Below are 19,383 nucleotides of genomic sequence, written 5' to 3'. Positions count from 1 at the left end.
ATTCCGGTGGCGGGGGGTTTTGCGTGCCCTTAGGTTGGTGCGCATGATCGAGCTTGAGGGCCTGACGAAGAGGTACGGGACGAAGATCGCGGTCGACCATCTCTCCTTCCAGGTCCGCCCCGGCGTGGTCACCGGCTTCCTCGGGCCGAACGGGGCGGGCAAGTCGACGACGATGCGGATGATGCTCGACCTGGACAACCCGACGAGCGGCACGGTCCGGATCGACGGCAAGCACTACCGGGACCTGGCCGAGCCGCTGAAGTACATCGGGGCGCTGCTCGACGCCAAGGCGATGCACGGCGGCCGCTCCGCGTACAACAACCTGCTGTGTCTGGCGCAGTCGAACCGCATCCCGGCGAGCCGGGTGGGCGAGGTGCTCGATCTGGTGGGTCTGACGGCGGTCGCGAAGAAGAAGTCGAAGGGTTTCTCCCTCGGCATGGGGCAGCGGCTGGGGATCGCGTCGGCGCTCCTCGGCGATCCCGAGATCCTGATGTTCGACGAGCCCGTCAATGGTCTGGACCCCGAGGGAATTCACTGGATCCGCAATCTGATGAAGGCGTTGGCGGCCGAGGGCCGGACGATCTTCGTTTCCAGCCATCTGATGAGTGAAATGGCGCTGACGGCCGATCACCTGATCGTGATCGGTCAGGGAAAGCTGCTGGCCGACACGTCGATGGCGGATTTCATCCAGCAGAATTCCCGGAGTTATGCGCGGATGCGCTCGCCGCAGCAGGAACGGCTGCGGGACGTGCTCCACGCCAACGGGTTCATCGTGATCGAGGCGGGCAACGGGACGCTGGAGATCGACGGGGCGAGCACGGAGAAGCTGGGTGAGCTGGCGGCGGAGAACGGGCTCGTGCTGCACGAGCTGAGCGCCCAGCGCGCCTCCCTCGAAGAAGCGTTCATGCAGATGACGGCCGGCGCGGTGGAGTACCACGCGCACGGCACCGACGTACACGGCGGCGCGCCGGCGCCCGGCCCCCAGTGGGGCACGACCTCCGAGGGAGCCTGATCGATGGCAGCGGCATCCGCGGTCCTGCAGTCCGAGTGGACCAAGATCCGGACGGTGTCGTCGACCGTCTGGACGCTGGCGAGCGCGCTCCTCGTCACGGTGGCGATGAGCGCGGCGCTGTGCGCCCTGTTCAGGTCGACCTTCGACGATCTCTCCGACATCGAGCGGGCGACCTTCGACCCGACGTTCGCCAGCTTCTCCGGGACGATCCTCGGCCAGCTGGCGATGGTGGTCTTCGGCGTCCTGGTGGTCGGCACCGAGTACTCCTCGGGCATGATCCGCACCTCGCTCGCGGCGGTCCCGCAGCGCGCGACCTTCCTCTTCTCGAAGATCGCCGTGGCCGGGGCGCTCGCCCTGCTGGTGGGCCTGGCGACCAGCTTCCTCTCCTTCTTCCTCGGCCAGGCGCTGCTCGGCGAGCACCGCACCACCATCGGCGCGGACAACGTGCTGCGCGCGGTGGTCGGCGGCGGCCTCTACATGGGGCTGATCGCGATCTTCTCGATGGGCGTCGCGACGATGCTGCGCTCCTCGATGCTGTCGCTCGGCATCCTGGTGCCGTTCTTCTTCCTGATCTCGCAGATCCTCTCGAACGTCCCGAAGGCCAAGGAGGTCGCCAAGTACTTCCCCGACCAGGCCGGCTCCAAGATCATGCAGGTGGTGCCGAACGCGCTGGGCTCGGACAAGGCGCCGTACGGCCCCTGGGGCGGGCTCGGGATCATGCTGCTCTGGGTGGCGGCCTCGCTGATCGGCGGCTATCTGGTGCTGAAGAAGCGGGACGCCTGATTCACCCGCTCTTGGCCGGAACCGTCAACGGCTGGATAAGCTCCTAGCTCATACGGGGGGCTCCGGCCGACGGCCGCCACGCCCCGACACGGATGCGATCGACCTGTCTGGGGCTGGAGAATGATCGAGGCAGTCGGCCTGACGAAGCGCTACGGCGCCAAGACGGCCGTGTACAACCTTTCCTTCCAGGTGAGGCCCGGTGTCGTCACCGGATTCCTGGGCCCCAACGGCTCCGGCAAGTCCACGACCATGCGCATGATCCTGGGCCTCGACCAGCCCACCGCGGGCCATGTCACGATCGGCGGGCACCCCTTCCGGCGGCTGCCGAACGCGCCCCGCCAGGTCGGCGCGCTCCTCGACGCCAAGGCCGTGCACGGCGGCCGGAGCGCCCGCAGCCACCTCCTGTCGCTCGCGCAGCTGGCCGGCATCCCGGCGCAGCGCGTCGACGAGGTCCTCGGCGTGGTCGGCCTCCAGGACGTCGCCAAGCGGCGCTCGAAGGGCTTCTCGCTCGGCATGGGCCAGCGGCTCGGCATCGCGGCGGCGCTCCTCGGCGACCCGCAGGTGCTGCTCTTCGACGAGCCCGTCAACGGCCTGGACCCCGAGGGCATCCTCTGGGTGCGGAACCTGATGAAGAAGCTGGCCGCCGAGGGCCGCACGGTCTTCGTCTCCAGCCACCTCATGAGCGAGATGGCGCTGACGGCCGACCACCTGATCGTGATCGGCCGGGGGCAGCTCCTCGCCGACATGCCGGTGAAGGACTTCATCTCGGCGAACTCCGCCGACTTCGCCCGGGTGCGGATCCCGGGGACCGAGCCGGGGCAGCGGGAGAAGCTGACCTCGGTGCTCGTGGAGTCCGGTGGCCAGGTGCTGTCCGAGCCGGACGGGGCGCTGCGCGTCACGGGCCTGCCGCTGCCGCGGATCAGCGACCTGGCGTACGACGCGGACGTACGGCTCTGGGAGCTGTCCCCGCACCAGGCCTCGCTGGAGGAGGCGTACATGCGGCTGACGCAGGGCGCCGTCGACTACCGCTCCACCGACGACCGCCTCGCCCACCTCCAGCCGCCCCCGCACCCGGGGCAGCCGGGGTACGGGCTGCCGCCGCAGCCGCCGGTCCCGGAGGCGCCGCAGGAGGGCTGGTACGCCCCGCCGCCGCCCGGACAGAACCCGTACGCGGGCGCCCCGGGCCCGTACGCGGGCGCGCCGCAGGCGCCCGGTCCGTACGCGGGCGCGCCGCAGGCCCCCGCGCCCGGTCCGTACGCCCCTCCGGCCGCTTCGCAGCCGGGCTTCCCGCAGCCGAGCGAGACCCCGAAGGACGCCCGATGACCGCCCCCACCCACCACCACGCCCCGGCGCCGCACGCCTACGTCTCCCCCATCCCGGTCCGCGCCGCGCACCTCGGTGACGCGCTCGCCTCCGAGTGGACGAAGATCCGCTCGGTGCGTTCGACGATGTGGACGCTCGGGGTCATGGTCCTGCTGATGCTCTCCATCGGCCTGGGCGTCGCGGCCATCGCCTCGACCGCCGACGTCTCGATGGGCGGTCAGTCCGCGCTGGCCTTCGGTTTCTTCGGGATGCTGCCGGCGTCGATCTGCGTGATCACGCTCGGCGTCCTGACGATCGCCTCCGAGTACGGCACGGGCATGATCCGTACGACCCTGACGGCCTGCCCGAGCCGGGGCCGGGTGCTGACGGCGAAGGCGATCGTCTTCTTCCTGCTGGTCTTCTCGGTCACCACGGTGACCGCGACCCTGGTGGGGGTGGCGCAGGTCGCCCTCGTGGACACGGCGGCGACGCCGACGGGCGGCGAGTGGCTGCGGGCGACGGTCGGCGCGGGCGCCTACCTGGCCCTGCTCGGGCTGCTGTCGCTCGCGGTGGGGACGGTCATCCGGCACTCGGCCGGCGCGATCACGGTGATGATCGGTCTGCTGCTGCTGCCGCTGGTGGCGGGCATGTTCATGATGGCCGAGGCGCTGCTGTCGGTGCAGAAGTTCCTGTTCACCTACGCGATCCCCTCGCAGATGATCGCGCTCTACAACGACACCCCGCAGTTCGGCGACTCGGGCCCGGCGGGCTGGGAGGCGCTGCTGATCCTGGCCGCCGTCGCGGCGGCGGCCCTGGGCGGCGCGTACGCCCTGCTGAACAGCCGGGACGTCTGAGCCGCCGGACAGGACCTAGTACCTCGGCGCGTTGCGGGACCGCTGCACCCTGCTGGTGCGGCGGTCCTTCGCGTTCCAGCAGGCCTTGTGCCAGTGGCGGCGGTCGTCGACGCCGCCCCACTCCGGCCAGGCGACGACGTGCGGGGCACCGGACGGGATCTCCTGGTCGCAGCCGGGGCAGCGGTAGCGCTTGCCGGGGGAGCTCGCTCCGGCGACGAGGCGGACGTACCATTCCTCGCCCTGCCAGGTCTCGGTGCTCTGCACGCCGCCGTACCGGTCGCCGTGGTCGCTCTGCTGCGCGGGCTTCTCGCCGCCTCGGGAGCGGTTGTGGCGCGGGGACACGGGCACACCTCACGGGGTCTGGGAACACGGACCGTTCCCTCCAGCCTACGGGCCGCCACACGGTGCCCCGGGCCCCGTCCGCGACGGCTTAGCCGAAAATCGCAAGAACTTCATGAACGGCCGTTGCCTTTGGCACGTGTCAGACGTTGTTGCCAGTGCGAGGGGAGATGTACGCGTCGGCCGCAAGGAGGCAGAAGGCGATGCGCGTGGGTACGTTCGTTCTGGCAGCCCAGTTCCCGGGCCAGGGCCAGGGGGAGGCACTGCACCGGGCGGTGCGGACCGCCGAGGTGGCCGAGGAGGCGGGGCTCGACTCCGCCTGGCTCGCCGAGCACCACTTCGTGCCGTACGGGGTCTGCCCCTCGGCCGTGACGCTGGCCGCGCTGCTCCTGGGCCGCACCCGGCGGCTCCGGATCGGCACGGCGGTGAGCGTGCTCCCCACCGTCCACCCGGTCTCCCTCGGCGAGCAGGCGGCGCTGCTGCACCTCACCTCGGGCGGCAGGTTCACCCTCGGGGTGGGCCGGGGCGGGCCCTGGGTCGACCTGGAGGTGTTCGGCGCGGGCCTGGAGGCGTACGAGAAGGGGTTCCCGGACTCGCTCGACCTGCTGCTGCGCTGGCTCACCGAGCCGCGCGTCGGCGCCGACGGGGAGCGGTTCGCCTTCCGCGAGGTGCCCGTCGTGCCCCGCCCCGACGAGCTGATCGACGGCCCGGCCTCCCCCGAGGTGGTCGTGGCCTGCACCTCGCCGAAGAGCGTGCGGCTCGCGGCGGAGCGCGGACTGCCGATGCTGCTCGGCATGCACTGCGGCGACGAGGACAAGGCCGAGATGGTCGCGGCCTGGGCGCGGTGCGCGCGGGAGGCCGGCCGGGAGCCGGACGAGGTCGCGCGGATCGGGGCGAACCACGTCTCGGCGGGGGTGGCCCAGCTCGCGGACCGGGGGACGGACGCGGCGGAGGCGCTGGTGAAGGCGATGCCGGGCTGGCTGCGACAGGGGCTCGACGCGCATGTGACGGTGGACGGCCGGCACCGGGTGATGCGGGACCCCGTCGCGTACACGGAGCTGCTGTGCGGGCTGCACCCGGTGGGCACGCCCCGGCACGCGGCGGACCGGCTCGCGGCGACGGCGGAGCGTACGGGCATCACGCGCTTCGCCCTGCTCGCGGAGGGCTCGGGCGACCTCGCGGCGACCGAGGAGAACGTCCGGCGCCTGGGCGCGGAGGTCCTGCCGCTCCTGGTGTGAGAGCGACCGCTTCCGGGACTGTGCTGCCGCTCCCGCACCTGTCGGCGGCGATGCGCGTCGGCTCGCATCGATCGCGTCCTCCCGCGGCGCCGAGCGGCAGCACCAGGTCTCAGCAGTCGCGCAGTTCCGGCGACTGGTTCAGCAGCTGTCCCCGGACGGACGTGAAGCGGGCGAGCCGCTCGTCCACCGCCGGGTCCAGCGGGAAGACCGCCACGCGGTGGCAGTTCTGGAAGGCGAGACGCACCCCGAAGTGCCGCTGCAGCGCACCACGGATGGCATCGCTCGCGAGCGCGCGCAGCAGCTGACCACGTGCCTGCTCATTCGGCGGCGGCGTCTGGTTGTCGGCGAACTCTCCGCCGTCGACCTTCAGCTGTGCCACCAGAGAACTGATCATCTCCCATGCGTAGGGCAGGGAGGTCCGGACGCAGTCGACGAAGTCGGCTTCGTCGACCTCGCCTCGCTCGGCCTGTTCCAACAGTGCCGGTGAGACGTCGAGCGACATGGGTTCTCCTCTCGCGACCCCGCGGACGGGGTCTTGCGGGCAGGGACGAAGGCCGGGCCGTACGCCACGCAGAGTGCACGGACGACGACCTCCAGCTTCCACGGTAAGCGCGCAGTCCGGGCGACACCAGAAGAATGGGCGCACAACCGGCTGATAACCGACGGGTGTTCGGCTCATGACCGCGCTCCGGCGCATCCCGGAGGCCGCGCGGAGCGTGCCCGCCCGATGTCCGGGTCATGCCCGGGTGATGCCCGAATCGCGCGGAAGAGGGCCCGTCTTGTAGCGTTGCCGACCATGCGTCTCGTCATCGCCCGTTGCTCCGTGGACTACGCCGGCCGGCTCACCGCCCACCTGCCCTCCGCACCCCGTCTGATCCTCGTCAAGGCAGACGGCAGCGTCTCCATCCACGCGGACGACCGCGCGTACAAACCCCTCAACTGGATGTCCCCTCCGTGCACCCTCAAGGAAGGCTCCGAGGGTGAGGCGGGCATCTGGACCGTGATCAACAAAGCGGGCGAGAAACTGATCATCACGATGGAGGAGATCCTCCACGACTCCTCGCACGAGCTGGGCGTGGACCCCGGCCTCATCAAGGACGGCGTCGAGGCGCACCTCCAGGAGCTGCTCGCCGACCGGATCGAGACCCTCGGCGAGGGCTACACCCTGATCCGCCGCGAGTACCCGACCGCCATCGGCCCCGTGGACATCCTGTGCCGGGACGCCGACGGCGGGACGGTCGCGGTGGAGATCAAGCGCCGCGGCGAGATCGACGGCGTCGAGCAGCTGACCCGCTACCTGGAGCTGCTCAACCGCGACCCGCACCTGGCTCCGGTGAAGGGCGTCTTCGCGGCCCAGGAGATCAAGCCGCAGGCGCGGGTCCTCGCGACGGACCGCGGGATCGGCTGCGTCGTCCTCGACTACGACGCCCTGCGCGGCATCGAGGACGACAAGCTGCGGCTGTTCTGACGCCGGCAGGAGTACGAGTACGGGGACGGCCCCGGGTGCGGTGAGCGCGCCCGGGGCCGTTGCCGTGTCCGTACGGGGTCAGGCGGGGGTCTCCGTGGCGGTGGGGGTGCCGGCGGAGGACGCGCTGAGGCTCGTGGTCGCGCCCGAGGACGGCGGCTCGGTCGTCGTCGGGGGCGTCGTGGACGGTTCGGTCGTCGTCGGCGTCGGGTCGGGGGTGGTCGTCGGCGGCTTCGACGGCGTGGTCGTGGGCTTGGGCGAGGTCGTCCTCGTCGGCCTCGGGCCGCCCGTCGTGGTGGGGGCCGTCGTCGTCGCTCCCCCGGTGGGCCGCGTCGTCGCGCTGGGAGACGTCGTCGCCGACGGGCTGTCCGAAGGCGACGGGGAGCCCGACGCGGACGGGTCCGTCGAGGCGGACGCCGACGCGCTGCCGGAGCCCGAGGGGCTCGGGGAGTCCGAGCGGGTGGCCTCCCCGGTCTCGGCCGGGTCGGTCCGGCCGTCGGTCGGCGGCTCCTGGCCGTCGACGCCGTCGTCGGTGCCGCTCTCGCCGGCGGTGCTGTCGGAGGTGACGCGGTCGTTGGCGGGGTCCGTACCGTCGCCGGAGGTGGCGCCGAGGGTCACGACGGTGCCGAGGACGGCGACGAGCAGCGCGCCGGCGCCGACGGCGACGAGGTTGCGGCGGGCGCCGCTGAGGATGCCGCCCTTGAGGCCGGGGCGGCGGCTGCCGCTCTCGGCGGTGTCGGGGCGGGCGAGGAGCGTCGGGCCCTCGTCGGGGAAGCCGGGGAACGCGGGGACGGGGGCCGTCGCCGGGGTCCGGACGGGGCCACCGGGCAGCGGGGCCGTGACGGGCTCCGGTGCGGGGCGGGCGGGGCGGGCGGCCGGGCCGCGCAGGGCGGGGGTGCCGCGCGGCGGGGAGACGGGCTCCACGGCGGCCGCGTGCTCTCCGGAGAGGTCGGCGACGAGGGCGAGCGCCCGGCGGCCGGCGACGGTGCCGCGCTTGTCGGCGAGCACCCCGCGCATGGCGATGGAGGCCTCCAGCTCGGCGCGGGCGCGCTCCAGGTTTCCGCCGCAGATCGCGAGGACGCCGAGTTCGTGGTGGAAGTAGGCCTCCTCGGCGACCTCGCCGGTGAGCCGGGCGGCTTCCTGTCCGGCGCGCAGGGCGCGCTCCCAGGCGCCCCAGTGCAGTCCGGCGGCGAAGGCGGGCGCGGCGGCGCGGGCGAGGAGGACGGCGGTGGCCCGGTGTTCGGCGGCGGTGTCGCCGGTGCCGGGGATCAGCGCGGCGAGGGCGGCGAGCAGGGCGTCGGACTCGGCGGCGGCCCGTTCGGGGGTGACGGAGGGGTGGGCGGCCCACCAGGCGTAGTGCTGGGCGGCGGTGTGGGCGCGGTCGGTGGCCTCGTGCTCGTAGCCGTGGGCGAGGAGCTGGGTGAGGACTCCGGCGGCGAGGCGGTAGCGGGGGCCGACCGGGGAGAGGAGGCCGCAGGCCACGAGTTCGCCGAGGGCGGCGTCGGCGTGGGTGTCGCCGACGAGGGCCGGGAGGTGGGCCTGGTGCGGGACCTCGCCGCCGAGGGCGACGGCGAAGCGCAGGGCGGTCTGGGCGGAGCGGCTGAGCCGGGAGGCGAGGAGGGCGGCGGGGGCGGCGCCTTCGCCGAGGCTGGGCAGCGGTATGTCGCGGAGCTCGATGTCGGGGTCCTCGACGCCGTCGAAGGCGGCTGCGGCGGCGGCCGCCGCCGCGACGGGGTCGGCGGGTCCGAAGGCCTCTTCGAGGGCGCCGAAGGCGTCGAACTCGGCGGGGGTGACGCGCAGCCGGTCGCGCTGCCGGAGCAGGGCGCCGGCCTGGACGAAGCGGAGCGGGAGGCCTTCGGACTCGAACCAGAGGTCGCCGGCCCAGTTGGCCTCCTCCTCGGTGAGGGCGCGGCCGACGGCGCTCTCCAGGAGCTCCAGGGCGGCGGCGCGGCCGAGGCCGGCGAGGAGGACCTCCTCGATGGGGGCGTCGGCGGAGGGGGCGGGCGCGTCGGGGGCCGAGGCGAGGAGGAAGGCGCACTCGGGGGCGGCGGCGAGGAGTTCGTCGAGGGCGGTGCCGCCGAACTCCAGGTCGTCGACGACGACCACGGCGCCGACGGCGCCGAGCCGGTCGAGGAGGGCGGCCCGGTCGGGGCGGTGGTCGGGGGCGTACCGGACGGCGGTGAAGAGCTCGTGGAGGAGTTCGGTGGGGGTGCGGTGGTGGCCGGAGAGGCGGACGACGCCGTCGGGGGCGAGGCCGGCGCAGTCGGCGGCGACGGCGTCGAGGAGGGCGGTGCGGCCGGATCCGGGGGAGCCGACGAGGCGGGCGCAGCGGCCGCTGCGGAGGATGCCGGCGAGCCGCTCGCGTTCCTCCTGGCGTTCGAGGAGGGGAAGTTCGGGTGCGGCGGGGCCCGGCGGGGCGGGCGGGGCGGCGGCGCGGGCGGCCTCGGCGCGCTCCTCGGGGGTGCGGGGGCGGGGGGCCGCCGGTTCCCGTCCGGGCGGGCAGGGTTCGATCTCGCTGCCGTCGACGGGGTTGACGGTGAGGAGCAGTTCGCCGGAGACGAGCTGGACGACGCGGGCGCGCGCGGGTGTCTGGGCGGGCGCCGGCGCGGGCACGCCACGGTCCTGGCGGGTCTCCTCGCCCTCGGTGTCGTGACCGTACTCCTCCGACCCAGGGTTGATCGGGTCCATGGTGCAAGCCCCCAAGAAGCGGTTCCGGTGCCCGCCGGTGGTTCCGTCCATGTGCAGGCGGGGCCGTCATGGTGCGGGCGACCGAACCCTAGACCGTGGTCAGGGGCTCGGGAACAGCCGGGGTGCTCCCGAGACCAAGACGTCATGGTCTTGTGAGGATTGAGCGTGACGCCTGTTTCACACAGCTGCTTCACACGCGACGGGCGTCCCGGGGGTCACACGCGGGGCAGGGACTCCAGGGCGAGGCCGCCCTCGATGGCGAGGATGCGGTGCAGCCGGGTGGCGACGAGGAGCCGCTGCATCTGGGGCGGCACCCCCCGCAGGACGAGGCGCCGGCCGCAGCGGCCTGCCCTCCGGTGGGCGCCCATGATGACGCCGAGTCCGGTGGCGTCCCAGGAGTCGAGGCCGGTCAGGTCGAGCACCAGGTCGCCGACTCCGTCGTCGACGGCCGAGTGCAGGACCGTACGGGCGTCCGCCGCGCTGCGGACGTCGAGGCGGCCCCCGACGACCAGCTCGACATGGTCGCCCCTGATGTGCATATGCGCTCCCCGAGAGTGCTCCGTCTTCGCAACAACTGACTGCCGCACCGGCAGATACGTTGCGCCTTGTCAGCGAACCGATACCGAAATTCACCCCATGGAGTGAGGGCGGGGTGGCGGGTCCGGCTCAGTACTTGTAGAAGCCCTGCCCGCTCTTGCGGCCGATGTCACCCGCGTCCACCATCCGGCGCATCAGCTCCGGCGGCGCGAACTTCTCGTCCTGGGACTCGGTGTAGATGTTGTTGGCGGCGTTCACCAGGATGTCGATGCCGGTGAGGTCGGCGGTGGCGAGCGGGCCCATGGCGTGGCCGAAGCCGAGCTTGCAGGCGATGTCGATGTCCTCGGCGGTGGCGACGCCCGACTCGTGGAGCTTGGCGGCCTCGACGACGAGGGCCGAGATGAGGCGGGTGGTGACGAAGCCGGCGACGTCGCGGTTGACGACGATGCAGGTCTTGCCGACGGACTCGGCGAACTCCCGGGCGGTGGCGAGGGTCTCGTCGCTGGTCTTGTAGCCGCGGACGAGCTCGACGAGCTGCATCATCGGGACCGGCGAGAAGAAGTGGACGCCGACGACGGCCTCGGGGCGCTCGGTCACCGCGGCGATCTTGGTGATCGGGATCGCGGAGGTGTTGGAGGCGAGGACGGCGCCGTCCTTGACGATCTTGTCGAGCGAGCGGAAGATCTCGTGCTTGACGTCGAGGTTCTCGAAGACGGCCTCGACGACGACGTCCGCGTCGGCGACGGCGTCGAGTTCGGTGGTGGCGGTGATCCGGCCGAGCGCGGCCTCGGCGTCCTCGGCGGCGAGCTTGCCCTTGGCGACGAACTTGTCGTACGAGGCCTTGATGCCGTCGGTGCCGCGGGTCAGGGCGGCGTCGGTGACGTCACGCAGGACGACGTCCCAGCCCGCCTGTGCCGAGACCTGTGCGATGCCGGATCCCATGAGTCCGGCCCCGATGACGGCGAGCTTCCTGGCCACGATCTTCCACCCCTCTACACCTGTTCACTTCTGGCTCTCCGGCGGAGATTAGCGGTCGCGGGGCCCCATGTGACCGCTAAGTAACGCGCGTCACGCTCTCTTTGACGGACGTCACACTCACGACACCCCCCGGTCCTCGCGCACCGCGTACGTCAGGACCTTCTCGCTCAGCAGCTCCTCGATCTCGTCGAGGAGGACGAGGGCCTCGCGGGAGACGGTGCTCGCCTTGCGCCCGGCGGTCATCTCACCGGTGATGTAGGCGACGACGGTGCTCTCGATCCAGGCGATCTGGCCGCCGACGAGCAGCGGCAGCGGATCGTCGTCCGCGGCGCCGGTCTCCTCGCGCAGGGTGGTCACGACGGCCTCGTGGACCTGGTCCCGCAGGTGGAAGAGGCGGGCCTTGAGGGTGGGCGCGTGCTCGATGACGTTCATGAAGGCGTCGAAGCCGTCCATGAGTCCGTACGCCGGGGAGACGGCCCCGATGTCCTGGCGCAGTTCCCGCAGGACCGCCTGCGCGGCGGACTCGCCCCGGTCGCGGCCGCGGATCATCCGGGCGAGGCGCAGGGTGACGCCGGCCATCCGGTCGAGGAAGAGGTCCTCCTTCGCCGGGAAGTAGTTGTAGACGGTGTTGACGGAGACGTCCGCCGCCGCGGCGACGTCCGCGACGGTCACGGCGACGAAGCCGTGCTCCAGGAAGAGCCCGGTCGCGATGTCCGAGATCCGCTGCTTCGTCTCGCGCTTCTTGCGTTCCCTGAGTCCCTCGGCCATGGGCCCATCGTAGGCAATCCTAGACACCCTGAAATTTCGGTGCCTCTTAATTTTTGGTGGCGTTGCAAAATTTAAGCGACTCTGTTTTCGTGGTCGCCATGCCCATCATCAGCACGGCCGGGCTCGCCCGGACCTTCGCGACGAAGAGCGGCCCCGTGGAGGCCGTCCGCGGGATCGACCTCACCGTCCGGCCCGGCGAGATCCTCGGACTCCTCGGCCCCAACGGCGCCGGCAAGACCACCACCCTCCAGATGCTCACGACGCTCCTGCCGCCCACCGCCGGCGCCGCCACCGTCGCCGGCCACGACCTCGTCGAGGACCCCGCCGCCGTCCGCCGGCGCATCGGGTACGTCGCCCAGTCCGGCGGCCTCGACCCCCAGGAGACCGTCCGCTCCGAACTCGTCATGCAGGGCAGGCTCTACGGCCTGGACCGGACGACCGCCGCGGCCCGCGCCGAGGAGCTCGCCGCCGACCTCGGCCTCACCGAGCTCCTCGACCGGAGGACCCCGGCGCTCTCCGGCGGCCAGCGCCGCCGGCTCGACCTCGCGATGGGCCTCACCCACCGCCCCGAGGTCCTCTTCCTCGACGAGCCGACGACCGGCCTCGACCCCGGCAGCCGTGCCGACCTGTGGGCCCTGGTGCGGCGCCTGCGCGACGAGCACGGCACCACCGTCGTCCTCACCACGCACTACCTCGACGAGGCCGACGCGCTCGCCGACCGGATCGTGATCGTGGACAAGGGGACGGTCGTCACCGAGGACACCCCCGCCGGCCTCAAGGCCGCACACGGCGTGACCACCCTCCAGGAAGCCTTCCTCGCCGCCACCGGCCGCGGCCCCGCCCCCGCCGACACCGCTCCCGTCGCCGTCTAGGAGACCCGTGATGCTGCTCCGCGACACCGCGCTGCTCTTCGGGCGCTACGCCCGCCAGACCCTGCGCTCCCCGTTCCAGATCTTCTTCGGCGCCCTGATGCCGCTGCTCTACCTGTTCTTCTTCGGCCCGCTGCTCACCGGCCTCCCGCTGGGCCGCGAGGGCGACTCCTGGCAGATCCTCGTCCCCGGCCTGCTGCTCCAGCTCGGCCTCTTCGGCGCCTCGTTCGCCGGTTTCTCGATCATCATGGAGAAGGGCTGGGGCGTCTTCGACCGGATGCGGGTCACCCCGGTCAGCCGGCTCGCCCTGCTCCTCGGCCGGGTCCTGCGGGACGCCGCGCTCTTCGTCTTCCAGGCGGTCCTGCTCGTCCTGGTGGCGATCCCGATGGGCCTGCGGGCGCCGCTCGCCGGGATCCTCCTCGGCTTCGGCTTCGTCGCCCTGCTCTCCGCCGCGCTCGCCTCCCTCTCGTACGCACTGGCCCTGAAGCTGCGCACCCCGCAGGAGTTCGGCCCCGCGATCAACACGCTCGCGATGCCGGCGATGCTGCTCTCGGGCCTGATGCTGCCGATGGCCCTCGCCCCCGGCTGGCTCGACGTGGTCTCGCACCTCATGCCGTTCCGCTACCTGGTGGACGCGGTCCGGGAGGCGTACACCGGCCACTACACGACGCCGACGATGCTGTACGGGGTGCTGGTCGCCCTCGGTCTGACGGCGGTGGCCGTGACGGTGGGCACACGCACGTTCCGGAGCGCCGGTGCCTCACTAGGCTGACCTCATGGTCAATCTGACGCGCATCTACACCCGTACCGGCGACAAGGGCACCACGGCGCTCGGTGACATGAGCCGGACCGCCAAGACCGATCTGCGGATCTCGGCCTACGCCGACGCGAACGAGGCGAACGCCGCGATCGGGACGGCCATCGCCCTCGGGCAGCTCGACGAGGACGTCGTGAAGGTCCTCGTCCGGATCCAGAACGACCTCTTCGACGTGGGCGCCGACCTCTGCACGCCGGTGGTGGAGAACCCCGAGTACCCGCCGCTGCGCGTCGAGCAGGGCTACGTCGACAAGCTGGAGGCCGACTGCGACCGCTTCCTGGAGCGGCTCGACAAGCTGCGCTCCTTCATCCTGCCGGGCGGCACGCCCGGGGCCGCCCTGCTGCACCAGGCGTGCACGGTGGTCCGGCGCGCGGAGCGCTCCACCTGGGCGGCCCTGGAGGTGCACGGCGAGACGATGAACGCCCTGACCGCCACCTATCTCAACCGGCTCTCCGACCTTCTGTTCATCCTGGCCAGGACGGCCAACAAGGAGGTCGGAGACGTGCTCTGGGTGCCCGGCGGAGACCGCTAGGCCGGATGCCGGGCATGCCCCTGCCGGGGCTCCGGGGGTCGCCCCCCGGGGGATGCGGCGTCCTTGCCCGGACCGCGGACAAGGAGGTCGGGGACGTGCTCCGGGTGCCGGGCGGGGACCGCTGCCCCGGCGTCCGGGTCCTTCTTCGGCCGGACGAAGTAGCTGAGCGCGATCAGGCCGTGGATGCCGACGGCCCGCCACGCGGCGAACATCCAGCCGCGCAGGCCGTCGGTGTTCCCGTCGTCGCCGACGTACCCGATCGCGAGCAGCAGCAGGACGGTGGCGACGGCGCCGCCGGCGAGCGTGCCCAGCCAGATCCGGCCCTCGTGGCGGGCGCGCGCCCTGCCGTACTTCGGGGGCTTCGGGGGCGGCGGCGCGCCGTCGAGGCGGTGGGCGGCGTGGCCGTCGAGCCACTTCACGGTGCGGTGGCCGTGGCCGACGGTGTAGCCGAGGTAGAGCGCGGCGAGGCCGTGCTCCCAGCCGGGGTCGGCGCCGTTCTTGAGGTCGATCGCGGTGACGACGAGGAGGACGACCTCCAGGAGCGGCTCGCACAGCAGCAGCGCCCTACCCGCCCGGGGCTTCTTCAGGAGGTAGCGGGTGGCGAGGCCGGCGGCCAGCAGGACCCAGAAGCCGACCTCGCAGAGCACGATCAGCGTGACGATCACGGCGGTTCCCCTTTCGGTGCCCCTCCAGCGTTCCGCGGGGCCGGGCCCGACGCGTCGTCGCCGGTGACGAGGTGCGTCTACATCGTTCGACGGAGGGACGGATCGGCCCGGGCGAGGAGGTCCCGGCCCGGTGCGGCATGTTGGATGAGTACGTGACGCTCCCCCGCCCGACGCTCCCCCGCCCGCACCGCGTCGACCTGCTCATCGCCGCCACCGGGCTGGTCGGCGGCCTGATCCTGTGGTGGTTCGGGCTGCACACCCAGGTGGACCGGCTGTTCACCGAGCGCTGGGTGACCCTGGTGCCGCTCGTGGTGATGTCCGGCTGCGAGGCGGTGCGCCGGACGGCGCCCCGGGCCGCGCTGAGCGTCGGCACGCTCGCGATCGTCGCGGACCAGTTCACGTACGGGAGCCTGGCCACCGTCCTGATGTTCACGGACGTCGTCTACGCGGCCGTCGTGTACGGGCCGACCGCCCACGCCCGCCGCGTCCCCTACACCACCGGGCTCGTCACGGTCGGGGTGACGATCGGCTTCCTGGTCTGGTGGCAGAACGCGTACGCGCTACTCGTCGGCGTCATCACCGGCATGATCTCCTTCCTCCCCGCGATCACCGGCGCGATCGTCCGCAACCACCGCGAGACGGCCGACGCCGCCCGGCTGCGGGCCGAACAGACCGCGCTGCTCGCCGAGATGGACCGGGCGCAGGCGGTCGTGGCCGAGCGGGCGCGGATGGCGCGCGAGCTGCACGACGTGGTGGCGAACCACCTCTCGGCGATCGCGATCCATTCCACGGCCGCGCTCTCCCTCGACGAACCGGCCACCACCCGGCAGGCGCTGACGGTGATCCGGGAGAACAGCGTGGCGGGTCTCGCCGAGATGCGGCGGCTGATCGGGCTGCTGCGGGACAGCGGCGGGGACGCGGCGCCGGGGGCCGTGCCGAGCCTCGACGGCCTGGACTCCCTGCTCGACCGGGCCCGTGCGAACGGCGCGGCCGGCGGTCTGGAGTTCGTCCTGGAGGACGGCCGGCCGCCGGGCGGGGCCGCCCTGCCGGCGCCCGTGGAGCTGGCCGCGTACCGGATCGTCCAGGAGTCCCTGACGAACGCGGTCAAGCACGCCTCCCCCGGTACGGTCACCGTGCGGGTCGGTCACGGCGACGGCCTCCTGACGGTGGCGGTGGACTCGCCGTACGGGGAGCGGCCGGGGCCGGGGGCGCCCGGGACGGGATCGGGGCTCGTGGGGATGCGGGAACGGACGGAGCTGCTCGGCGGGGAGTTCCGGGCGGCGGCCTCGGGAGCGGTCTGGCAGGTGCGGGCGGTGCTGCCCGCGGACGAGAAGGCGGGGAACGCATGACGATCCGGGTGGTCGTGGCCGAGGACCAGTCGGCGGTACGGGCGGGGCTCGTGCTGATCCTGGGCAGCGCGCCGGACATCGAGGTGGTCGGCGAGGCGCCGGACGGGGAGCGGGCGGTGGAGCTGGCGCGCGAACTGCGCCCGGACCTGGTCCTGATGGATGTGCAGATGCCCCGGATGGACGGGGTGACGGCGACGGGGATCGTCGTCGCGGAGGGGCTCGCCGACGTCCTCGTCCTGACGACCTTCGACCTGGACGAGTACGTCTTCGGGGCGCTGCGCGCCGGGGCCTCCGGCTTCCTGCTGAAGAACGCGGACGCGAAGGACCTGATCACGGCGGTACGGACGGTGGGGCGCGGCGAGGGCCTGATCGCCCCGGCGGTGACGCGGCGGCTGATCGCGGAGTTCGCGGCCCCGCGCCGCCGGGTGGCGGATCCCGCCGTACTGGAGGTGCTGACGCCCCGGGAGCGGGAGGTGCTGTCGGCGCTGGGTCTGGGGCTGTCGAACGCGGAGATCGCGGTGCGTCTGGACATGGCGGAGGCGACGGCGAAGACGCATGTGAGCAAGGTGCTCGGGAAGCTGGAGCTGCGGAGCAGGGTCCAAGCGGCGGTCCTCGCGCAGGAGTTGGGGGTTTAGAAGAACTTTGCCGACGATGGTCTGGACCTCTTGACGGTTGGTACAGACCTTTCTACGCTCGCGGGGCGCGCGCACCTTCACGGACCACCCCCACCTTCTCCGTCCGCAACGTGAGGAGCACCGTTGAGCACTCAAGCACCGACGCGCAGAGCAGGGTTCAGAAAGCGGACCGCCGCCGGACTGACCGCCCTGATCCTGCCCCTGGCCGCCCTGGTCGGCCTCGCCTCCCCCGCCGAGGCCGCCACCTCGGCCACCGCGACCTACACCAAGTCCTCCGACTGGGGCACCGGTTTCGGCGCCAACTGGACCATCAAGAACACCGGCACCACCACCATCAGCTCCTGGACCGTCGAGTGGGACTACCCCTCCGGCACCTCCGTCACCTCCGCCTGGGACGCCACCGTCACCAGCTCCGGCACCCACTGGACCGCCAAGAACGTCGGCTGGAACGGCACCCTCGCCCCCGGCGCCTCCGTCTCCTTCGGCTACAACGGCGCCGGCCCCGGAGCGCCCAGCGGCTGCAAGATCAACGGCGCTCCCTGCGACGGCACCACCGTGCCGGGCGACAACCCGCCCTCGGCCCCCGGCACCCCGGTCGCCTCCAGCATCACCGACACCTCGGCGAAGCTCACCTGGACCGCGGCCACCGACGACAAGGGCGTCAAGAACTACGACGTCCTGCGCGACGGCACCAAGGTGACCACCACCACCGGCCTCACCTTCACCGACAGCGGCCTGACCGCCGGCACCGACTACTCGTACACCGTCGTCGCCCGCGACACCATCGACCAGACCGGCCCCGCCGCCGGCCCGGTCGCCGTCCACACCACCGGCGGAGGCGGCGGCCAGCCCCTCCCGAACGCCGTGAAGATGGGCTACTTCACCAACTGGGGCGTCTACGGCCGCAACTACCACGTGAAGAACATCGTGACCTCGGGCTCCGCGTCCAAGATCACCCACATCAACTACGCCTTCGGCAACGTCACCGGCGGCAAGTGCGCCATCGGCGACTCCTACGCCGACTACGACAAGGCCTACACCGCCGACCAGTCCGTCGACGGCGTCGCCGACACCTGGGACCAGCCGCTGCGCGGCAACTTCAACCAGCTCCGCAAGCTGAAGAAGCTCTACCCGAACATCAAGATCCTGTGGTCCTTCGGCGGCTGGACCTGGTCCGGCGGCTTCGGCCAGGCCCTGCAGAACCCGACCGCCTTCGCCCAGTCCTGCTACGACCTGGTCGAGGACCCGCGCTGGGCCGACGTCTTCGACGGCATCGACCTGGACTGGGAGTACCCCAACGCCTGCGGTCTGTCCTGCGACACCAGCGGCGCGGCCTCCTTCAAGACCATGATCCAGGCCATGCGCGCCAAGTTCGGCGCGAACGCCCTGGTCACCGCGGCCGTCACGGCCGACGCCTCCGACGGCGGCAAGATCGACGCCGCCGACTACGCGGGCGCCGCGCCGTACATGAACTGGTTCAACGTCATGACGTACGACTTCTTCGGCGCCTGGGCGGCGAAGGGCCCGACGGCCCCGCACTCCCCGCTCACCTCGTACGCCGGCATCCCGCAGCAGGGCTTCAACTCCGCCGAGGCGATCGCCAAGTACAAGGCCAAGGGCGTCCCCGCCAACAAGCTGCTGCTCGGCATCGGCTTCTACGGACGCGGCTGGACCGGCGTCACCCAGTCCGCCCCCGGCGGCACGGCGACCGGCCCGGCGCAGGGCACGTACGAGCAGGGCATCGAGGACTACAAGGTCCTCAAGAACTCCTGCCCGGCCACCGGCACCGTCGCGGGCACCGCGTACGCCTACTGCGGCACCAACTGGTGGAGCTACGACACCCCCGCCACCGTGAACTCGAAGATGAGCTGGGCCAAGAACCAGGGCCTCGGCGGAGCGTTCTTCTGGGAGTTCAGCGGTGACACCGGCAACGGCGAGCTGGTCGGCGCCATCAACACCGGCCTGAGCTAGGCCAGAAGACGAGAAGCGGGGACGGCGCAGCACGCCGTCCCCGCTTCTTCACGCATCACGCGACGTTCACCCGTTGCCCCGGCGGAGCCGCCTCCAGCCAGGCCATGAAACCCGTCCGGGCGTCCTCGCTCATCGCGAGCTCCATGCGGACGCCCTCGTACATACAGGGCTGGATCACGGAATCGGAGAGCAGCGCGAGCTCCTCCTCGCCCTCCGGCATCCGGCGCTCCAGCGCCACGATGGACGAGCGCTCCAGGGTCCGGCGCGGGCGGGGCGAGTACGAGAAGACACGGAACCAGGCGATCTCGTCACCGCTGTAGCGGGCGACGCCGTACACCCAGCCCTTGCCGGTCGGATCCGGCTCGTCGGGGACGTCCCAGCGCAGCGAACAGTCGAACGTGCCGCCGGCGCGCTGGATCAGTCTCCGGCGCGTGCCGAAGACGAAGAGCCCGATCACCACCAGTGCGACGACCAGGCCGCACACGAGCAGAGCGAGGAACATCTTCACCGACCTCCTCGCTGCGTCCCGTAGCCGGCACCGCCGGCAGAACCGAATACAACCTGCATCTGCATCGCCTCAG

The 19,383-nt window shown here is 72.2% G+C and carries 20 protein-coding genes; 12 read left to right on the top strand and 8 right to left on the bottom strand.

Annotation, left to right across the window (positions count from 1 at the left end):
• The first annotated feature begins 43 nt into the window (after positions 1–43).
• The 4 genes from ACFYUS_RS03630 to ACFYUS_RS03615 all read left to right on the top strand — a co-directional run bounded on the left by ACFYUS_RS03630 (position 44) and on the right by ACFYUS_RS03615 (position 3,951).
• Positions 44–1,012 (top strand): ABC transporter ATP-binding protein, encoded by a 969-nt coding sequence (locus ACFYUS_RS03630; protein ID WP_388845238.1) that lies wholly within the window; start codon positions 44–46, stop codon positions 1,010–1,012.
• Positions 1,013–1,015: 3 nt separating this feature from the next.
• The gene (locus ACFYUS_RS03625; RefSeq protein WP_388845235.1) at positions 1,016–1,795 is read left to right on the top strand and encodes an ABC transporter permease; all 780 of its coding nucleotides are present in this window, start codon (positions 1,016–1,018) and stop codon (positions 1,793–1,795) included.
• Positions 1,796–1,915: 120 nt separating this feature from the next.
• Entirely contained in the window at positions 1,916–3,118 is a 1,203-nt protein-coding gene (locus ACFYUS_RS03620; RefSeq protein ID WP_388845232.1) for an ABC transporter ATP-binding protein, read from the top strand.
• Positions 3,115–3,951: an ABC transporter permease subunit gene (locus ACFYUS_RS03615; RefSeq protein WP_388845230.1), complete on the top strand. Its 837-nt coding sequence runs from the start codon at positions 3,115–3,117 to the stop codon at positions 3,949–3,951. Before ACFYUS_RS03620 ends, ACFYUS_RS03615 begins: the two co-directional genes overlap by 4 nt.
• A gap of 15 nt (positions 3,952–3,966) precedes the next feature.
• On the opposite strand, the gene ACFYUS_RS03610 is transcribed toward ACFYUS_RS03615, so the two are convergent.
• Positions 3,967–4,293 carry an ATP/GTP-binding protein gene (locus ACFYUS_RS03610; protein WP_388845227.1) on the bottom strand — a complete coding sequence of 109 codons (327 nt, stop codon included), beginning with the start codon at positions 4,291–4,293 and terminating at the stop codon, positions 3,967–3,969.
• A 200-nt stretch (positions 4,294–4,493) separates the two neighbouring features.
• Between ACFYUS_RS03610 and ACFYUS_RS03605 the strand changes: the two genes are divergently transcribed.
• Positions 4,494–5,528 carry an LLM class flavin-dependent oxidoreductase gene (locus ACFYUS_RS03605; RefSeq protein WP_388845224.1) on the top strand — a complete coding sequence of 345 codons (1,035 nt, stop codon included), beginning with the start codon at positions 4,494–4,496 and terminating at the stop codon, positions 5,526–5,528.
• Between the two features lie 109 nt (positions 5,529–5,637).
• Here ACFYUS_RS03605 and ACFYUS_RS03600 read toward each other — a convergent pair whose 3' ends face one another.
• Positions 5,638–6,030, bottom strand: a complete 393-nt coding sequence (locus ACFYUS_RS03600) for an SCO5389 family protein (protein ID WP_017236120.1) — start codon at positions 6,028–6,030, stop codon at positions 5,638–5,640.
• A gap of 294 nt (positions 6,031–6,324) precedes the next feature.
• Here ACFYUS_RS03600 and nucS point away from each other — a divergent pair, with 294 nt between their 5' ends.
• On the top strand, positions 6,325–6,996 hold the full coding sequence (nucS, locus tag ACFYUS_RS03595; RefSeq protein ID WP_388845220.1) for an endonuclease NucS: 672 nt from the start codon (positions 6,325–6,327) through the stop codon (positions 6,994–6,996).
• 78 nt (positions 6,997–7,074) lie between these two features.
• Here nucS and ACFYUS_RS03590 read toward each other — a convergent pair whose 3' ends face one another.
• The 4 genes from ACFYUS_RS03590 to ACFYUS_RS03575 form a co-directional block, all read right to left on the bottom strand.
• On the bottom strand, positions 7,075–9,681 hold the full coding sequence (locus ACFYUS_RS03590) for an ATP-binding protein (protein WP_388845218.1): 2,607 nt from the start codon (positions 9,679–9,681) through the stop codon (positions 7,075–7,077).
• A 215-nt stretch (positions 9,682–9,896) separates the two neighbouring features.
• A complete protein-coding gene (locus ACFYUS_RS03585; protein WP_030210572.1) occupies positions 9,897–10,220 on the bottom strand; it encodes an STAS domain-containing protein in 324 nt (107 codons plus the stop codon).
• A 127-nt stretch (positions 10,221–10,347) separates the two neighbouring features.
• On the bottom strand, positions 10,348–11,196 hold the full coding sequence (locus ACFYUS_RS03580) for a 3-hydroxyacyl-CoA dehydrogenase family protein (protein ID WP_388845214.1): 849 nt from the start codon (positions 11,194–11,196) through the stop codon (positions 10,348–10,350).
• 117 nt (positions 11,197–11,313) lie between these two features.
• Positions 11,314–11,964 carry a TetR/AcrR family transcriptional regulator gene (locus ACFYUS_RS03575; RefSeq protein WP_388845211.1) on the bottom strand — a complete coding sequence of 217 codons (651 nt, stop codon included), beginning with the start codon at positions 11,962–11,964 and terminating at the stop codon, positions 11,314–11,316.
• Positions 11,965–12,062: 98 nt separating this feature from the next.
• On the opposite strand from ACFYUS_RS03575, the gene ACFYUS_RS03570 reads away from it, so the two are divergent.
• From ACFYUS_RS03570 to ACFYUS_RS03560, 3 genes are read left to right on the top strand one after another with little or no spacing between them, the layout of a single operon-like run.
• Positions 12,063–12,836, top strand: a complete 774-nt coding sequence (locus tag ACFYUS_RS03570) for an ABC transporter ATP-binding protein (RefSeq protein ID WP_388845208.1) — start codon at positions 12,063–12,065, stop codon at positions 12,834–12,836.
• A 10-nt stretch (positions 12,837–12,846) separates the two neighbouring features.
• On the top strand, positions 12,847–13,605 hold the full coding sequence (locus tag ACFYUS_RS03565; protein WP_388845205.1) for an ABC transporter permease: 759 nt from the start codon (positions 12,847–12,849) through the stop codon (positions 13,603–13,605).
• 4 nt (positions 13,606–13,609) lie between these two features.
• The gene (locus ACFYUS_RS03560; RefSeq protein ID WP_388845203.1) at positions 13,610–14,182 is read left to right on the top strand and encodes a cob(I)yrinic acid a,c-diamide adenosyltransferase; all 573 of its coding nucleotides are present in this window, start codon (positions 13,610–13,612) and stop codon (positions 14,180–14,182) included.
• Here ACFYUS_RS03560 and ACFYUS_RS03555 read toward each other — a convergent pair.
• Positions 14,179–14,847, bottom strand: a complete 669-nt coding sequence (locus ACFYUS_RS03555; protein WP_388845200.1) for a hypothetical protein — start codon at positions 14,845–14,847, stop codon at positions 14,179–14,181. The two genes, ACFYUS_RS03560 and ACFYUS_RS03555, sit on opposite strands and share 4 nt — an antisense overlap.
• 137 nt (positions 14,848–14,984) lie before the next feature.
• Here ACFYUS_RS03555 and ACFYUS_RS03550 point away from each other — a divergent pair, with 137 nt between their 5' ends.
• From ACFYUS_RS03550 to ACFYUS_RS03540, 3 genes are all read left to right on the top strand, one after another.
• The gene (locus ACFYUS_RS03550) at positions 14,985–16,196 is read left to right on the top strand and encodes a sensor histidine kinase (protein WP_388845197.1); all 1,212 of its coding nucleotides are present in this window, start codon (positions 14,985–14,987) and stop codon (positions 16,194–16,196) included.
• Entirely contained in the window at positions 16,193–16,831 is a 639-nt protein-coding gene (locus ACFYUS_RS03545) for a response regulator (protein WP_388845194.1), read from the top strand. The genes ACFYUS_RS03550 and ACFYUS_RS03545 overlap by 4 nt, the downstream gene beginning before the upstream one ends.
• 123 nt (positions 16,832–16,954) lie before the next feature.
• The gene (locus ACFYUS_RS03540) at positions 16,955–18,802 is read left to right on the top strand and encodes a glycosyl hydrolase family 18 protein (protein ID WP_388845191.1); all 1,848 of its coding nucleotides are present in this window, start codon (positions 16,955–16,957) and stop codon (positions 18,800–18,802) included.
• Between the two features lie 55 nt (positions 18,803–18,857).
• Here the strand turns inward: ACFYUS_RS03540 and ACFYUS_RS03535 are convergent, their stop codons facing one another.
• On the bottom strand, positions 18,858–19,304 hold the full coding sequence (locus ACFYUS_RS03535) for a DUF2550 domain-containing protein (RefSeq protein ID WP_388845188.1): 447 nt from the start codon (positions 19,302–19,304) through the stop codon (positions 18,858–18,860).
• Positions 19,305–19,383: the final 79 nt, after the last annotated feature.

The organism is Streptomyces sp. NPDC004284 (genome assembly GCF_042874035.1).
Taxonomy (GTDB): Bacteria; Actinomycetota; Actinomycetes; order Streptomycetales; family Streptomycetaceae; genus Streptomyces.
Note: the sequence above shows the minus strand (reverse complement) of the source record. Positions and strands in the feature narration are given on the sequence as shown.

What these genes read in the sequence shown, in the direction of transcription:
- ACFYUS_RS03630 (WP_388845238.1), top strand. Translation starts at nt 44, where the DNA reads ATGATCGAGCTTGAGGGCCTGACGAAGAGGTACGGGACGAAGATCGCG.
- ACFYUS_RS03625 (WP_388845235.1), top strand. Translation starts at nt 1,016, where the DNA reads ATGGCAGCGGCATCCGCGGTCCTGCAGTCCGAGTGGACCAAGATCCGG.
- ACFYUS_RS03620 (WP_388845232.1), top strand. Translation starts at nt 1,916, where the DNA reads ATGATCGAGGCAGTCGGCCTGACGAAGCGCTACGGCGCCAAGACGGCC.
- ACFYUS_RS03615 (WP_388845230.1), top strand. Translation starts at nt 3,115, where the DNA reads ATGACCGCCCCCACCCACCACCACGCCCCGGCGCCGCACGCCTACGTC.
- ACFYUS_RS03605 (WP_388845224.1), top strand. Translation starts at nt 4,494, where the DNA reads ATGCGCGTGGGTACGTTCGTTCTGGCAGCCCAGTTCCCGGGCCAGGGC.
- ACFYUS_RS03600 (WP_017236120.1), bottom strand. Translation starts at nt 6,030, where the DNA reads ATGTCGCTCGACGTCTCACCGGCACTGTTGGAACAGGCCGAGCGAGGC.
- nucS (WP_388845220.1), top strand. Translation starts at nt 6,325, where the DNA reads ATGCGTCTCGTCATCGCCCGTTGCTCCGTGGACTACGCCGGCCGGCTC.
- ACFYUS_RS03590 (WP_388845218.1), bottom strand. Translation starts at nt 9,681, where the DNA reads ATGGACCCGATCAACCCTGGGTCGGAGGAGTACGGTCACGACACCGAG.
- ACFYUS_RS03585 (WP_030210572.1), bottom strand. Translation starts at nt 10,220, where the DNA reads ATGCACATCAGGGGCGACCATGTCGAGCTGGTCGTCGGGGGCCGCCTC.
- ACFYUS_RS03575 (WP_388845211.1), bottom strand. Translation starts at nt 11,964, where the DNA reads ATGGCCGAGGGACTCAGGGAACGCAAGAAGCGCGAGACGAAGCAGCGG.
- ACFYUS_RS03570 (WP_388845208.1), top strand. Translation starts at nt 12,063, where the DNA reads ATGCCCATCATCAGCACGGCCGGGCTCGCCCGGACCTTCGCGACGAAG.
- ACFYUS_RS03565 (WP_388845205.1), top strand. Translation starts at nt 12,847, where the DNA reads ATGCTGCTCCGCGACACCGCGCTGCTCTTCGGGCGCTACGCCCGCCAG.
- ACFYUS_RS03560 (WP_388845203.1), top strand. Translation starts at nt 13,610, where the DNA reads ATGGTCAATCTGACGCGCATCTACACCCGTACCGGCGACAAGGGCACC.
- ACFYUS_RS03550 (WP_388845197.1), top strand. Translation starts at nt 14,985, where the DNA reads ATGTTGGATGAGTACGTGACGCTCCCCCGCCCGACGCTCCCCCGCCCG.
- ACFYUS_RS03545 (WP_388845194.1), top strand. Translation starts at nt 16,193, where the DNA reads ATGACGATCCGGGTGGTCGTGGCCGAGGACCAGTCGGCGGTACGGGCG.
- ACFYUS_RS03535 (WP_388845188.1), bottom strand. Translation starts at nt 19,304, where the DNA reads ATGTTCCTCGCTCTGCTCGTGTGCGGCCTGGTCGTCGCACTGGTGGTG.